The sequence below is a fragment of the Winogradskyella sp. PG-2 genome (assembly GCF_000828715.1).
Lineage (GTDB): Bacteria > Bacteroidota > Bacteroidia > Flavobacteriales > Flavobacteriaceae > Winogradskyella.
Genome location: NZ_AP014583.1, coordinates 1,507,808 through 1,522,345 on the forward strand (window position 1 = coordinate 1,507,808; position 14,538 = coordinate 1,522,345).

General features: G+C 32.7%; 18 protein-coding genes. 17 read left to right on the forward strand and 1 reads right to left on the reverse strand.

The window, feature by feature from the left end:
* Window positions 1-10: 10 nt before the first annotated feature.
* The 17 genes from WPG_RS06625 (at window position 11) to WPG_RS06705 (ending at window position 14,270) form a co-directional block, all read left to right on the forward strand.
* Complete coding sequence (locus WPG_RS06625; protein WP_045470696.1) at window positions 11-448, forward strand: polymer-forming cytoskeletal protein; 438 nt, start codon at window positions 11-13, stop codon at window positions 446-448.
* The gene (locus WPG_RS18985) at window positions 396-650 is read left to right on the forward strand and encodes an AtpZ/AtpI family protein (protein ID WP_045470698.1); all 255 of its coding nucleotides are present in this window, start codon (window positions 396-398) and stop codon (window positions 648-650) included. The genes WPG_RS06625 and WPG_RS18985 overlap by 53 nt, the downstream gene beginning before the upstream one ends.
* Before the next feature lie 3 nt (window positions 651-653).
* On the forward strand, window positions 654-1,049 hold the full coding sequence (locus tag WPG_RS06635; RefSeq protein WP_045470700.1) for a hypothetical protein: 396 nt from the start codon (window positions 654-656) through the stop codon (window positions 1,047-1,049).
* Window positions 1,050-1,194: 145 nt separating this feature from the next.
* The gene (gene atpB, locus WPG_RS06640) at window positions 1,195-2,283 is read left to right on the forward strand and encodes a F0F1 ATP synthase subunit A (protein WP_052471176.1); all 1,089 of its coding nucleotides are present in this window, start codon (window positions 1,195-1,197) and stop codon (window positions 2,281-2,283) included.
* 19 nt (window positions 2,284-2,302) lie between these two features.
* A complete protein-coding gene (atpE, locus tag WPG_RS06645; RefSeq protein ID WP_034042296.1) occupies window positions 2,303-2,512 on the forward strand; it encodes an ATP synthase F0 subunit C in 210 nt (69 codons plus the stop codon).
* A gap of 73 nt (window positions 2,513-2,585) precedes the next feature.
* Window positions 2,586-3,080 carry a F0F1 ATP synthase subunit B gene (locus tag WPG_RS06650; RefSeq protein ID WP_045470704.1) on the forward strand — a complete coding sequence of 165 codons (495 nt, stop codon included), beginning with the start codon at window positions 2,586-2,588 and terminating at the stop codon, window positions 3,078-3,080.
* A gap of 5 nt (window positions 3,081-3,085) precedes the next feature.
* On the forward strand, window positions 3,086-3,622 hold the full coding sequence (gene atpH, locus WPG_RS06655; protein ID WP_045470706.1) for an ATP synthase F1 subunit delta: 537 nt from the start codon (window positions 3,086-3,088) through the stop codon (window positions 3,620-3,622).
* Between the two features lie 27 nt (window positions 3,623-3,649).
* A complete protein-coding gene (gene atpA / locus WPG_RS06660; RefSeq protein ID WP_045470708.1) occupies window positions 3,650-5,230 on the forward strand; it encodes a F0F1 ATP synthase subunit alpha in 1,581 nt (526 codons plus the stop codon).
* A gap of 55 nt (window positions 5,231-5,285) precedes the next feature.
* Window positions 5,286-6,149 carry an ATP synthase F1 subunit gamma gene (atpG, locus tag WPG_RS06665; protein ID WP_045470710.1) on the forward strand — a complete coding sequence of 288 codons (864 nt, stop codon included), beginning with the start codon at window positions 5,286-5,288 and terminating at the stop codon, window positions 6,147-6,149.
* A 349-nt stretch (window positions 6,150-6,498) separates the two neighbouring features.
* On the forward strand, window positions 6,499-7,035 hold the full coding sequence (locus tag WPG_RS06670) for a hypothetical protein (RefSeq protein ID WP_045470712.1): 537 nt from the start codon (window positions 6,499-6,501) through the stop codon (window positions 7,033-7,035).
* Window positions 7,036-7,149: 114 nt separating this feature from the next.
* A complete protein-coding gene (locus WPG_RS06675) occupies window positions 7,150-8,604 on the forward strand; it encodes a lipopolysaccharide biosynthesis protein (RefSeq protein WP_045470714.1) in 1,455 nt (484 codons plus the stop codon).
* A 4-nt stretch (window positions 8,605-8,608) separates the two neighbouring features.
* Window positions 8,609-9,370 carry a DUF6090 family protein gene (locus WPG_RS17325; protein ID WP_052471177.1) on the forward strand — a complete coding sequence of 254 codons (762 nt, stop codon included), beginning with the start codon at window positions 8,609-8,611 and terminating at the stop codon, window positions 9,368-9,370.
* Window positions 9,360-9,794: a dUTP diphosphatase gene (gene dut / locus WPG_RS06685; RefSeq protein WP_045470716.1), complete on the forward strand. Its 435-nt coding sequence runs from the start codon at window positions 9,360-9,362 to the stop codon at window positions 9,792-9,794. Before WPG_RS17325 ends, dut begins: the two co-directional genes overlap by 11 nt.
* A 33-nt stretch (window positions 9,795-9,827) precedes the next feature.
* A complete protein-coding gene (locus WPG_RS06690) occupies window positions 9,828-10,847 on the forward strand; it encodes a sugar phosphate nucleotidyltransferase (protein WP_045470718.1) in 1,020 nt (339 codons plus the stop codon).
* Between the two features lie 46 nt (window positions 10,848-10,893).
* A complete protein-coding gene (locus WPG_RS06695; RefSeq protein WP_045470720.1) occupies window positions 10,894-12,255 on the forward strand; it encodes a tetratricopeptide repeat protein in 1,362 nt (453 codons plus the stop codon).
* The gene (locus WPG_RS06700; protein ID WP_045470722.1) at window positions 12,256-13,047 is read left to right on the forward strand and encodes a DUF4292 domain-containing protein; all 792 of its coding nucleotides are present in this window, start codon (window positions 12,256-12,258) and stop codon (window positions 13,045-13,047) included. It begins immediately after the preceding gene.
* Window positions 13,047-14,270, forward strand: a complete 1,224-nt coding sequence (locus WPG_RS06705) for a murein hydrolase activator EnvC family protein (RefSeq protein ID WP_045470724.1) — start codon at window positions 13,047-13,049, stop codon at window positions 14,268-14,270. The genes WPG_RS06700 and WPG_RS06705 overlap by 1 nt, the downstream gene beginning before the upstream one ends.
* Here the strand turns inward: WPG_RS06705 and WPG_RS06710 are convergent, their stop codons facing one another.
* Window positions 14,271-14,489, reverse strand: a complete 219-nt coding sequence (locus WPG_RS06710; protein ID WP_045470726.1) for a DUF6515 family protein — start codon at window positions 14,487-14,489, stop codon at window positions 14,271-14,273.
* Between the last annotated feature and the right edge of the window lie 49 nt (window positions 14,490-14,538).

The window sequence follows — 14,538 nt, forward strand, 5'->3', positions numbered from 1 at the left end:
ATCAAAAATTATGTTTTCCTCAGACAATAAAAAACCCAAACAATCAAAAATTATGGAAACAAGTACACAGCAAAATATTATAGCAAAAGGCACTAAAATTGTTGGCGATATAGCAAGTCAAGGCCCTTTTAGAATAGACGGAACAGTTGAAGGTAATGTTAAAACTTCAGGAAAAATAGTTGTCGGAAAATCTGGTTTTATTAAAGGAACATTACAAGGTGAGAATGCCGATTTTGAAGGTAAATTTTCCGGAAAACTTATTTTATCTGGTACTTTATCTTTAAAGTCTACCGCCAATATCGAAGGTGAAGTTCATATAACAAAATTAGCAGTAGAGCCAGGAGCTACATTTAATGCTACGTGTAGTATGAAAGGCACAGTTAAATCATTGTCTAATGAGCCAGTCAAAGCACAGTCAGCAACCCAAAGACCAGAAAGACCAGCTTAATTCTTACGCACGCTTTTCTGGGATAGCAATACAGATGTTTGCGATTATTGCTGTAGGTACTTTTGCTGGTTTGAAACTTGACAAAAATTACCCCAATCAACATAATCTCTATACCTTAATATTGACATTAGGCTCAGTAATTATTTCAATTGTTTATGTAATTAGACGTATTATTGCAGTCTCAAAAAATGATAATAAATAGTTGATGGAAGAGTTTAAAAAAAGACAGATTGTATTTTTATTACAGTTAATAGGTATTACTGTTGTATTGTTTGGCGTTCACAGTTATTTACTTCACCATTTCGCAAAAGAGACCATATTCTTTTTTCCAGTTTGGCAGATTTATGCGTTTCATGTATTTGTAACTTCAATTTTCTATACCATAATTAATTATAGATTTTCCTCAGGCAAAAAAGACATCTTCAATCTGTTTATGGTGCTGACATTTTTAAAAATGGTATTAGCCATTTTATTTCTACTTCCTTTATTTCTCTCAGATTTAGAGAATAAACAACCAGATGTGTTCAATTTTTTCATTCCTTATTTCTTGTATTTATTCTTTGAGGTTTTTTCCTTAACTAAGTTTCTTCAGAAGTCTTAAAAATAGTTTTAAAAACACCCATAAATCATTACTTGTTATCGGCAAAAAGCACTTGAAAATTATAGCGAAATTATTGCTTGTCATTTCATTTAATGTTCGTACATTTGCACCGAATTTAAAGCAAGGTATTTTTAAGCCCATTAGAATGAGAATAAGCACCTTTAAAAACATAGTATTATCAGCGTTATTTCTTACCGTTTTTAATATTGGTTTTGCCTCTGAAACAAAAGAAGGAGGAGACGACGAAAAATTCGATCCTAAAGAGATGATTTTGCATCACGTTAAGGATGCCTACGGAATGCATTTATTTGATTGGAACGACCATTCTGTTTCAATTCCACTTCCAGTTATAACATACACAGACAAAGGTTTTACAACTTTTTCGTCTTCAAAATTTCACCACGATTATAATGGTGAGGTTATTGTTGAGAAAAATGGCCAGCGTTTTGTAAACGTACACGAAAAAGTGTACGTATTAGATGAAGGTGCAACAGCTGTCACTTATGATGCTGAACATCATCCAACAAACGCACATAGACCAAAGTTTGATATGTCTATTACTAGAAACGTATTTATGATGTGGATTTCAATAGCGGTATTACTATTGATCTTTTTATCTGCAGCCCGTCGCTATAAGAAATCAGAAAATTATGTGCCGTCCGGTATTGCTAGTTTTGTTGAGCCATTAATTGTATTTGTAAGAGACGAAATTGGGAAGCCAATGATTGGTGAGCACAAGTACAAAAGATACATGCCTTATTTATTAACCATATTTTTCTTTATATGGATTAATAACATCTTTGGATTAATTCCTATTCTTAATGGCGCTAACTTAAGTGGAAACATTGCGTTTACATTTACATTAGCAGCGATTACATTTATCATTACAACATTTAGTGGTAACAAAAACTACTGGAAACACATCTTTTGGATGCCAGGAGTACCTGTACCAATGAAAATATTTTTAATGCCAATTGAGATTATAGGAATGTTTGTAAAACCTATCTCATTAATGATTCGTTTGTTTGCTAACATTACAGCAGGTCACGTTATCATTTTAGCATTAATGTCATTAATATTTGTATTTAAGTCTTATGCAATTGCACCAGTATCTGTAGCATTCTCATTGTTTATTACAGTTATTGAGGTTATCGTAACGGCTATACAAGCATATATATTTACAATATTGTCAGCTCTTTATTTTGGGATGGCAACAGAAGAAGAACATCATTAATTAATTTAAATTTTATATTATGACTATTACTGGAATTGCAGCTATTGGAGCTGGTTTAGCAGCTATTGGAGCTGGTGTTGGTATTGGTAAGATTGGTGGATCAGCTATGGAAGCTATGGCGCGTCAACCAGAAATGCACGGAAAGATTCAATCTTCTGCATTAATCTTAGCAGCCTTCGTAGAAGCGGTAGCACTATTTGGTGTTGTTGTTGCTTTCTTACAAGGGTAAGACATTAAGATACAGAAGTAACGGTTGGTTGCTTCTGTATTTTTAAAATTTAAGTTATTTAAAACAAAACAGAATGGATTTAATTACACCGGAATTTGGACTTGTCTTTTGGACGTTAATTACATTTTTAATTTTACTTTTTATTCTAAGAAAATTTGCTTGGAAACCAATCCTTGGTGCAGTTAGCGATAGGGAAGATGGTATTAAAGATGCTTTAGCTTCTGCTGAAAAGGCTCGTAAAGAGATGGAAAATCTTCATGCCGATAACGAACGTATTTTACAAGAAGCGCGCGCTGAACGCGAAGCGATGTTAAAGGATGCTCGTGACATGAAGAATAAAATCGTTTCAGACGCAAAAGAAGAAGCACAAGCACAAGCAAGCAAAATGATTGAGCAGGCTCAAGCAGCAATAGAAAGTGAAAAGAAAGCAGCTATGGCAGAATTAAAAAGTCATGTTGCAGGGTTATCATTGGATATCGCTGAGAAAGTAGTACGTGATGAATTATCTAACAAAGACAAGCAATTAAAATTGGTTGAAGATATGTTAGGTGAAGCAACTTTAAACTAAGATAAATGTCAGGATCAAGAGCAGCCATTAGATATGCAAAAGCAGTTTTAAGCTTAGCGACAGATCAAAAATCTGCTGAGGCAGTAAATAGTGATATGAAATTAATCACTACTACTATTAGTCAGAGCGAAGATTTAAGTCAGATGCTTCAAAGTCCTGTGGTAAGATCTTCAGATAAGAAAGCTGTGCTTACATCAGTATTTAAAAATGCTAATGTTGCAACAACAAATCTTATTAATACTTTAATCTCTAATAAGAGGCTAGCACTTTTAAATGATGTAGCTGCTAGTTATACTCAGTTATACGATCAGATGAGAGGAACGCAAGTTGCAACTGTAACTACGGCAGTACCCATAACAGCAGATTTAAAAACTAAAGTATTAGCTAAAGTAAAAGAGCTTACTGGTAAAGAGGCAGAGGTTGAAAATATTATAGATGAAAGCATTTTAGGTGGTTTCATATTGCGAGTAGGTGATATTCAGTATAACGCTAGTATATCAAATAAACTCGATAAATTAAAAAGAGAATTTACATTAAATTAAGATAATATCTATCTAATATAAATAAAGATGGCAGAAGTAAAACCAGCTGAAATATCAGCAATCTTAAAACAACAACTTTCAGGTTTTGAAGCAGGAGCTTCATTAGACGAAGTAGGAACTGTACTAACTGTAGGTGATGGTATTGTACGTGCTTACGGATTAGCTAATGCACAATATGGTGAATTAGTAGAATTCGAAGGTGGTGCAGAAGGAATTGTACTTAACCTTGAAGAAGATAATGTTGGTATTGTACTTTTAGGTACTTCAGTAGGAGTAAAAGAAGGATCTACAGTAAAACGTACGGAACGTATCGCATCTGTGAAAGTAGGTGAAGGTATTGTAGGACGTGTAGTAGATACTTTAGGTAACCCAATTGATGGTAAAGGGCCAATCGCTGGCGAAACTTATGAGATGCCAGTTGAGCGTAAAGCACCTGGTGTTATCTACAGAGAGCCAGTAACAGAACCATTACAAACAGGCATTAAAGCAATTGATGCTATGATTCCAGTTGGTAGAGGACAACGTGAGTTGGTAATTGGTGACCGTCAGACTGGTAAAACTACAGTTTGTATTGATACCATCTTAAATCAGAAAGAATTTTATGATGCAGGTGAGCCTGTATATTGTATATATGTTGCTGTAGGGCAAAAAGCATCTACTGTAGCAAACATTGCTAAAGTATTAGAAGAACGAGGAGCATTAGCTTATACAACAATTGTTGCAGCTAACGCATCAGATCCGGCAGCGATGCAAGTATATGCACCAATGACAGGAGCTTCTATTGGAGAGTATTTTAGAGATACTGGTCGCCCAGCATTAATCATTTATGATGATTTATCTAAGCAAGCGGTAGCATACCGTGAGGTATCTTTATTATTACGTCGTCCTCCAGGACGTGAGGCGTATCCTGGTGATGTATTTTATTTACACTCAAGATTATTAGAGCGTTCTGCGAAAGTAATTAACGATGATAATATCGCTAAAGAGATGAATGATTTACCAGATTCTCTTAAGCCTTTAGTAAAAGGTGGTGGTTCTTTAACTGCTTTACCAATTATTGAAACGCAAGCAGGTGACGTATCAGCATATATCCCAACCAATGTAATTTCTATTACAGATGGTCAGATTTTCTTAGATGGTGATTTATTTAACTCTGGTGTTCGACCAGCAATTAACGTAGGTATTTCTGTATCTCGTGTTGGTGGTAATGCTCAGATTAAATCAATGAAGAAAGTATCAGGTACGTTAAAATTAGATCAAGCGCAGTTCCGTGAATTAGAAGCGTTTGCTAAGTTTGGTTCTGATTTAGATGCTTCAACATTAAACGTTATTAATAAAGGTAAGCGTAATGTTGAGATCTTAAAACAAGGTCAAAACGATCCTTTTACAGTAGAAGATCAGGTAGCGATTATATATGCAGGTTCTAAGAACTTGTTAAGAGATGTTCCTGTTGAAAAAGTAAAGGAATTTGAACGCGATTACATAGAGTTCTTAAATGCCAAGCATAGAGGAATTTTAGACACATTAAAGTCAGGTAAATTAACTGATGAGGTTATAGATACATTAACTAATGTAGCTAAAGATCTTACCGGGAAATACAGAGCTTAATAAATTAAACTAATGTCACTCTTAGCATTTGCAAAGAGTCTTTATAAACTAAAGAATGGCAAACTTAAAAGAAATACGTAACAGAATATCGTCAGTGTCTTCAACGATGCAGATTACAAGTGCCATGAAAATGGTATCAGCTGCTAAATTGAAGAAAGCTCAAGATGCTATTACTGCAATGCGTCCTTACTCTAATAAGTTAACAGAATTATTGCAGAGTTTAAGCGCAACATTAGATGCTGATTCTGGTAGTAAGTATTCGACTGAAAGAGAAGTGAACAATGTTTTAATTGTTGCTATTACTTCTAATAGAGGTCTGTGTGGTGCATTTAACTCTAACATTATTAAACAAACAAATGCTTTGATTAATAATGTTTACGCTGATAAAAATGTTTCTGTTTTAGCTATTGGTAAAAAATCAAATGACGCTTTTTCTAAACAAGACAGAGTCATATCAAATAAGAGCGATGTATTTGATGCATTAACTTTTGATAATGTTGCAGAGATTGCCGAAATGATAATGGGGAAGTTTGTTGAAGGCGAGTATGACAAAGTTGAATTAGTTTACAATAGCTTTAAAAATGCTGCAACTCAGATTATAATGACTGAGCAGTATTTACCAATTGTACCAATCGAAGGTGAAGATGCTCATGCTAATTTAGATTATATTTTTGAGCCATCTAAACAAGAGATTGTAGAGGCCTTAATACCTAAAGCTTTAAAAACTCAATTATTTAAAGGCATTAGAGATTCTTTTGCTTCTGAGCACGGTGCGCGTATGACAGCAATGCATAAAGCAACAGATAATGCGACTGAATTAAGAGATCAGTTAAAGTTAACTTATAACAAAGCAAGACAAGCGGCAATTACGAATGAAATCCTTGAGATTGTTGGTGGTGCTGAAGCATTGAATAACTAAGATTTGTTATGCTGAATTCGTTTCAGCATCTAGAATATTAAAAACCTAACTTTAACGAGTTAGGTTTTTTTATTGATTTTACTGAAACTTCATGGAATATAAAGCCAAAAGATATTAGATTCTTGGTAAAGAAGATTAATAAATCATGATTCTTAGTTTTGAAACTAAATTTTAGAGTTAATTTTATTTAAAACAAATAATTTATTAAAATATTAGAAACCAGCTTGTTGAGCTAGTTTTTTATTTATGCCAATTAAAAATATATGCATTTCATCGATAAAAATTACATATTAACGATTTAATTCAATTTTTTTTATATATTGCCATCCCAATTTATAACCTACTTAAAATGAAAAAATTTAAAAAGGCAACTTACGCCATAGTTTTTGCAGTAATCTGCGCATCTACTTTTCAATGTGCATCTAATAAAGAAATAGCTTCAACTTTTGAGCAAGAAGCTCCTTTTAAAGTAAAACCAGTTACATTTCAAGAATGGTATGCTGGTATAAAAGTTGGAGGAACTGGTATAAACATGTTTATACCTATCACTGACGTTAAAGATAATGTCTTTATTCAAGATGTTTATTTTAGAAATCTTAAAAGTAAACTTGTTAAAAGTGGCGGAAAATACAAGGCCATCTTAAAAAATCCATCAAGCGATTATACGTTTAAGAAAGCTGAAAAACCAGCTGATTATCCATTTACATTGAAAGATGACGAATGTGTTGTAAGTTATTCAGAAAATGGACAAACAAAATATCATAAAATTATAGCACTTAATGAAGTTGCTGGAACGTATTATGAGCACGGAGCTCCATCTATTTATTCAATAGTGACTTCTGCAGGTATGGCATCTCTTGATGACGAAGAAGAGGACGACAACTAGAAATATAAATATACTTTTATATAGCCTTGCTTTTTAAGCAAGGCTTTTTTTATTTCATCTCACCAAAAGACCCATTTATATTTAATACTTTTGAGGATACTATAACTATTTAGGTTGAGCGGATTCAAATCTCTTTTTAAACAAACTTTCATTTACGGCTTAGCAACCGTTTTACCTAGGATGCTAACTTTTTTATTAGTGCCATTATACACTCAAGTTATGGCAGTTGGAGTCTATGGAAAAGTGTCAATTATATTTTCATGGTTCGCAATATTTAATGTCATTTTAGCTTATGGTATGGAAACTGCCTTTTTTCGTTTTTTTAATAAAGAAACTGATAAAGAAAAAGTTGTTAATACGTCTACACTTTCTATAATTTTTACATCGTTTAGCATTTTTATCATTGCATTTTTGTTTAAATACCAAATAGCATCTCTTACAGATATTAAAGTAGAATATATCAGTTTTGTTATATGGATATTATTATTAGACGCTTTAGTTATTATACCCTTTACATGGCTTCGAGCTAATGAGAAACCGATGAAATATGCAGCTATTAAAATAGCTAATGTTACTATTAACATGTCGTTGAATTTGTTTTTTCTTTTGTGGCTTAGCGGTTTAGCAAAGGAGGTATTTTTTTTTCAACCCATATACAAACCCAACTTTGAAATTAACTATGTTTTAATTGCAAATTTAATAGCAAGTGGTGTCACCTTAATTTTAATGTTTCCATTTTATAATAAGCTTAAATTTAGTTTCGATAAGAAATTATGGAAGCGTATGTTACGTTATGCATTTCCGGTCTTAATTGCTGGTCTAGCCTATACAATTATCGAAACTTTTAATAGAATTCTCCTAGACAGTAGTTTATCAACTGCAGAAAACCCAGAGCGAGAAGTTGGTATGTTTTCGGCCTGCTATAAATTAGCCTTATTCATGACTTTATTTGCCACAGCCTTTAGATTGGGCATAGAGCCTTATTTTTTCAGTCATGCAAAAAGTGACAATCCGCAAAAGAACTATGCTAAAATATTAGAATATTTTGTTGCTTTTGGCTCAATAATCTTATTGGTTGTTGTTGTATTTGCAGATGTCATAAAAGTTCTTGTTATAAGAGATGAAGCCTTTTGGGAGGCCATGTGGATTGTACCAATAATTCTTATTGCTAGCTTTTGTTTGGGCATGTACCACAACTTATCTGTTTGGTACAAAATTACAGATCGCACTAAGTTTGGAGCTTACATCTCGGTATTTGGGGCAATAGTAACTCTAGCTCTTAATTTTTGGTTAATACCAATTATTGGTTATAAAGGATCAGCAATAGCAACACTAGCAGCTTACGGCAGCATGGTGTTATTGTCTTATTTTTACGGAAGAAAATATTACCCAATACCTTATAACCTAAAGAAAATAGGGTTATATCTCACAATATCTATTGTATTCTCTTTACTTTCGTTTTATAAATTTAGAGAGAATTACATAGTAGGGATGTCTCTGCTAATTGTATTTGCTTTTATTATGTTTATTTTGGAACGAAAAGAATTAAAACTACTTTTGAAGCGCTAAGGATATGATTAAGTTCTTCAACAAAATAAGACAGCAAATGCTCATTGAAAATAAAATGGGTCGCTATTTCAAATATGCTATTGGAGAGATTATTTTGGTGATGATAGGTATTTTGTTGGCATTACAAGTCAATACTTGGAATAATAATAGAGAGCTTAAAAAAGAAGAATTCAAAATAATGAAAAGTCTTCACAAAGAGTTTAGCACCAACCTTGTTAAGTTTGACAAGAAGTTTCAATCCCATATTATTAAAAAGGAAAGTATTGAAACCGTCATGTCTATTAATCCTAGAGCGTTTTCAGTAGATAGTTTATATAGTTTAGTGAGACACGTAAATAATACGCCAACATTTGACCCATTTCAAGGCATTTATAATTCTGTAATTAGTTCTGGAAAGATAGAAATAATTTCTATCGACACTTTAAAGGAAAGTGTTTCAGGTTATCAAGACTTACTAAGAGATTATCGAGAAAGTGAAGATGCAGTAATACGATTTCTTACTCAAAATCTACATAACTATATGCTATCTGAAGGACTTTTAGATAATTATCAATTTTTTAGAAATATCGCCGAAATATCTAATGAAGAAGAACAACGCATAAAAAAGAAATTTATTAAGTTCATAGAGTCTGATCAGTATGAAAATCATTTGACTATGTTAAGAGCATGGTTGGAATCTGTTTTTAAGAAAGGCAATGTTTTTAGACAAGAAATAGTATCCATAATTAGTTTGTTAGACGTAGAAATAGAAAAACATGAAAATTAAAATCATAAACAAATCAAGACACGAATTACCGCATTACGAAACTAGTGCTTCAGCTGGTATGGATTTACGTGCAAGCTTAACAGAAGCAAGAATTCTAAAACCTTTAGAGCGCACCATCGTTAGTACTGGTTTATTTATTGAATTGCCAGTAGGAATTGAGGCACAAGTAAGACCAAGAAGTGGACTTGCTGCAAAAAAAGGAATTACCGTACTAAATGCACCAGGAACTATAGATGCCGATTATAGAGGTGAGGTAGGAGTAATATTAGTCAATCTATCTACCGAAGATTTCACTATTAATAATGGCGAGCGCATTGCTCAACTAGTTATAGCAAAACACGAACGCGCTGAGTGGGAAGAAACAAAAGAACTATCTTCAACTGAGAGAGGTGAAGGCGGTTTCGGAAGTACAGGAACTAAATAACGGAATAAAAAGATTAACGAATAAACTTAAAAAATGAAAATTATAGTCCCAATGGCAGGCAGAGGTTCTCGCCTTAGACCACACAGTTTAACAGTACCAAAACCATTAATCCCAGTTGCAGGTCAACCTATTGTACATCGTTTAGTAAAAGATATTGCTAAAGTATTGAAGCAGCCTATTGAAGAAATTGCTTTTGTTTTAGGTGATCCAGCATGGTTTGGTGATGATGTGGTTGAAAGTTTAACCGAACTTGCAGAAGGTTTAGGTGCTAAGGCATCCATTTACAGACAAGATCAACCTTTGGGAACAGGTCATGCCATAATAAGCGCAAAACCATCATTGTCTGGTCCTGCTGTAATTGCTTACGCAGATACTTTAATTAGAGCTGAGTTTGATTTAGATCCAACGGCAGATAGTGTTATTTGGACAAAACGTGTTACAAATCCTGAAGCTTATGGTGTTGTTAAGTTAGACGAGAACGAAAGTATTATTGAGCTGGTTGAAAAGCCAGAAAGCTTTGTAAGTAATCAGGCTGTAATAGGTATTTATTACTTTAAAGATGTAGCTGTATTAAAAGAAAAACTTCAAGAAGTACTTGATGAGAATATTATGAATGGGGGAGAATATCAAATTAATGATGGTATTAAACGAATGATGGCAGATGGTAGAGTTTTTAAAACAGGTACTGTAGATGAATGGATGGATTGCGGAAATAAAAACGTAACCTTAGAAACTAATGCTAAAATGTTAGGTTTTTTAAAAGCAGATAATGAAGAGCAATTAGTTCATGATTCTGTGGTATTAGAAAACTCAACTATTATTGAGCCATGTTTTATTGGAGCAGGTACCGTTTTGCGCAATACATCAGTAGGACCTAACGTTTCTATTGGCAAGGATTGTGTAATTGAATACTCTAGCGTTAAAAATAGCTTAATACAAAACCAAACTACTATCAAAAATGCTAATTTAGATGACGCTATGATTGGGAATTATGTAAAGTATGATGGTAGCTTTACTAAAATTAGTATAGGAGATTATTCTATTTTGGAATAACTTTTGAACTTATAATTATCTTTTATAGCATTACGAAGCATCTAAAATGAAATTGAATAAAAAAATAGTAAAACTAGCACTTGTACTTTTTATAGTACCAGTTTTTGCTATTGGCCAAGTTAATTTCGATAAACCACCAGACGACGATCTAGGAAATTTAGAAGATGAATTTCAAGAATACTTTTTTGAAGCCTTAAAACAAAAAGGAATTGAAAACTATGATCGTGCTGTAGATGCACTTCAAAAATGTTTAAATTTAGATAGCAAAAAGCCTATCATTTATTTTGAACTGGGTAAAAACTATAATAAACTCAAAAATTATGGTGCTGCAGAAGATGCCCTTAAAAAGGCAATTAGTATGCAGCCAGATAACGAATGGTTTTTAGATGAGTTGTATGATGTTTATTTTCAACAAGATGATATTAATAATGCTATTAGAACAATAAAGCAACTCGTAAAATATCACCCAGATTATAAGGAAGATTTAGCAGCACTTTATGTGCGAGAGGAAAGGTATAAGCAAGCCTTAGAGTTGTTAGATGAGCTAGATACCGAATTAGGAATTAGTGAATCTAGAGATGCTATGCGTAATGATATATACAGCATCACTGGGAATGCTGATGATAGAATAGAAAATTTAGAACAACGCATAGCTAATAACCCTAATAATGAGGATAACCACTTAAAACTTATATATAGATATAGTCAAACTGGCGATCGAAAAAATGCATATAAGGCTGCCAGAAATTTGTTAAAAATAAAGCCAGATTCTAAGTATGTACATTTGGCTTTGTATAAGTTCTATCTTAAAGATAATAAGGTGAAAGATGCTATTAATTCTGTAAAAATTGCATTGTCAAGCCCACAGATTAATGCAGACGCTAAAGCAAAAGTATTGAAGGACTTTGTGGCTTTTGTAGCTAGGAATCCTGAATATGAATCTGACCTTATTGATATCACATCTTTAATTGATAATAACAAAGACGCACAAACGCACAGTGATTTAGGTCAATATTATCTTAAAGCTGGTAATAAAGCTAAGGCGCTTTCAAATTTTAAAGAAGCGCTTAAGCAAGACCCTAATGATTTTAAATTAATAAAAGATGTATTGTTATTACAATTAGATATAAGGGATTATAAAGCTGTTATAGCTGATAGTGAGCGTGCTTTAGAATTATATCCCGCACAACCTATTTTATATTTGGTAAATGGTGTAGCTAATAACAGCTCAGAGCAGTATAAAAAAGCAATCGACAATTTAGAAATGGGCTTAGATTATTTAATTGACAACCCTAATATGGAAGCCGATTTCTATTCTCAATTAAGCTTAGCATATAAAGCTTTAAATAATATTAGTAAATCAGAAGCGTTTGCTAAAAAGGCACAAGATTTAAAAGCACAACAATAAATGAAATCACCTCAAATAAAGAAACTATTAAAACTTACCCTTACGGTTTGCTTAATCACAATAGCTTTTGGTTGTAAATCCGCTAAAAGTATAATAGCATCAGGTGAGGCAAGTAATCAGTTATCTGCTAAACAAGTGATAAAACAGCATCAAGAAAACAGTGCTGATTTCAAAACTATGCAAGCTAAAGTTAGAATTGATTTAATTCAAGGTCAAAAAGAACAAGGGCTTACGTTTAATTTTCGAATGGAAAAGAATAAAGTAATTTGGTTAAGTGCTCCCTTAGGTCTTGCACGCATGATGATAACACCAGATAAGGTTCGTTTCTATAATAAACAAGATAATCAGTATTTTGATGGTAACTATGAGTTGCTAAGTGATTTTGTTGGTGTAGATTTAGACTTTACTAAGGTTCAGAATATCCTTTTAGGGCAAGCTATTTATGATCTTAAAGATGAGCCTCATAAAGTTGCAGTTAATGAAAATTCTTATGCGCTACAACCTAGAGATCAGAAGGCACTTATAGAATTATTTTATTTGATTAATCCATCACATTTTAAGATGGATAGCTTACAGTTGTTCCAACAGTTAAAAAGAAGAATGTTGCAAGTAGACTATGCGTCTTATCAAGAAGTAAAAAACCAAGTATTGCCGCAAAATATTAGAATAATCGCACAAGATAATAGTGATGAGGTTGCAATTACTATGGAATTTAAATCAGTGTCTCTAAATAATGAGGTTCGTTTTCCGTTTAAGATTCCTAAAGGTTATGAAGAAATTATTATAAAGTAATGAGATCAAAACGTTTCTATACGACACTTATTTTTGGACTAATAATATCCTGCTCTACACTTATTGCGCAAAGTGATAAGCAAAAGGCATTAGAGGCAGAACTTCAACAAAAACGTAAAGAGCTTAAACAGCTTAATTCCTTATTATTCTCTAATAAGAAAGAAGAAAAATCGGTAATTACTCTTATTGAAGATATTAATTATAAGGTCAGTGTTAGAAAAAATTTGATTAGAATCTCAAATAAGCAAGCTAATTTATTAACAAGGGAAATTAATTCCAATCAAAAGGAGATTACTAGTCTCAGAACTCAACTTCAAGAATTAAAAGATGATTACGCAGCCATGCTTGTAAAATCATACAAAAGTAAATCCGAACAAAGTAAGATGATGTTTCTGCTGTCATCTAGTAATTTTTCACAAGCTTATAAAAGACTACAATACATAAAGCAGTATGCAAATTACCAAAAGGAACAAGGTGAAGCGATAAAAACGAAAACGAAGGAATTACAAGATTTAAACATTCAGCTTTCAAAACAAAAAGAAACCAAGAAAAAGTTGATCGAAGAAAACCGAATTGAAAAAAGAAAGCTAGATAAAGAGTTAAAAGATCGTGAGGTTCTAATGGCATCTATTAAGGCTGATATGAGGAAGTTTTCTGCTCAAATTAAAAAGAAGAAGCAAGAGGTTGATCGCTTAGATAAAGAAATTAACCGAATGATTAGAAATGCAATTGCTGCCTCTAATAAAAAAGCAGGTAAAAAATCATCTTCTGGTAAGTTTGTATTAACGCCAGAGGCTAAAAAGCTAGCCTCTAATTTTGAAGCTAATAAAGGAAAGTTGGGTTGGCCAGTATCTCGAGGTGTTATTAAAGGAAAATTTGGGAAACGACGTTCATTAACAGACAAGTCAGTAACCCAAAATTATAAGAGTATTTACATTGCTACAGAGAAGAACTCTGACGTTAAAGCTGTTTTTAATGGTGTGGTATCCGAAATTCACATCATGAAACGTGGTAATCCAACTATATTGGTTAGACATGGTAATTATTTTAGTGTTTACATGAACCTTTCAGAAGTAAGAGTGAAGAAAGGTGATAAAATAACTACAGGACAAGTTATTGGAAAAGTCTTCACAAATAAAATTAAAGGTGAAACTCTACTTGGTTTTAGAATTTATAAAAATGACCAAGTTCTTAACCCTGAATATTGGATAGCTAAGTATTGATTAAACTCTAACAAAAACATAGCCTCTTCTTGTCTTTCTATAATGTTTCCCATTAAAGAAATAGTAACGTTTACCTTTTACTCTAACAACTTTATATTGCCTTGGTAATTTTTTAACAACTGTTACTGAAGTGGGTTCCTTCACTACAACACGACTTGCACAAGATGTAAAACTTAGAGCAAAAACTAAAACTAGGGTATAAACTAGATATCTCATCATAAATAAATTTGGTTCTATGATAAGACCTAACAATTTTAGAAAGGTTTAA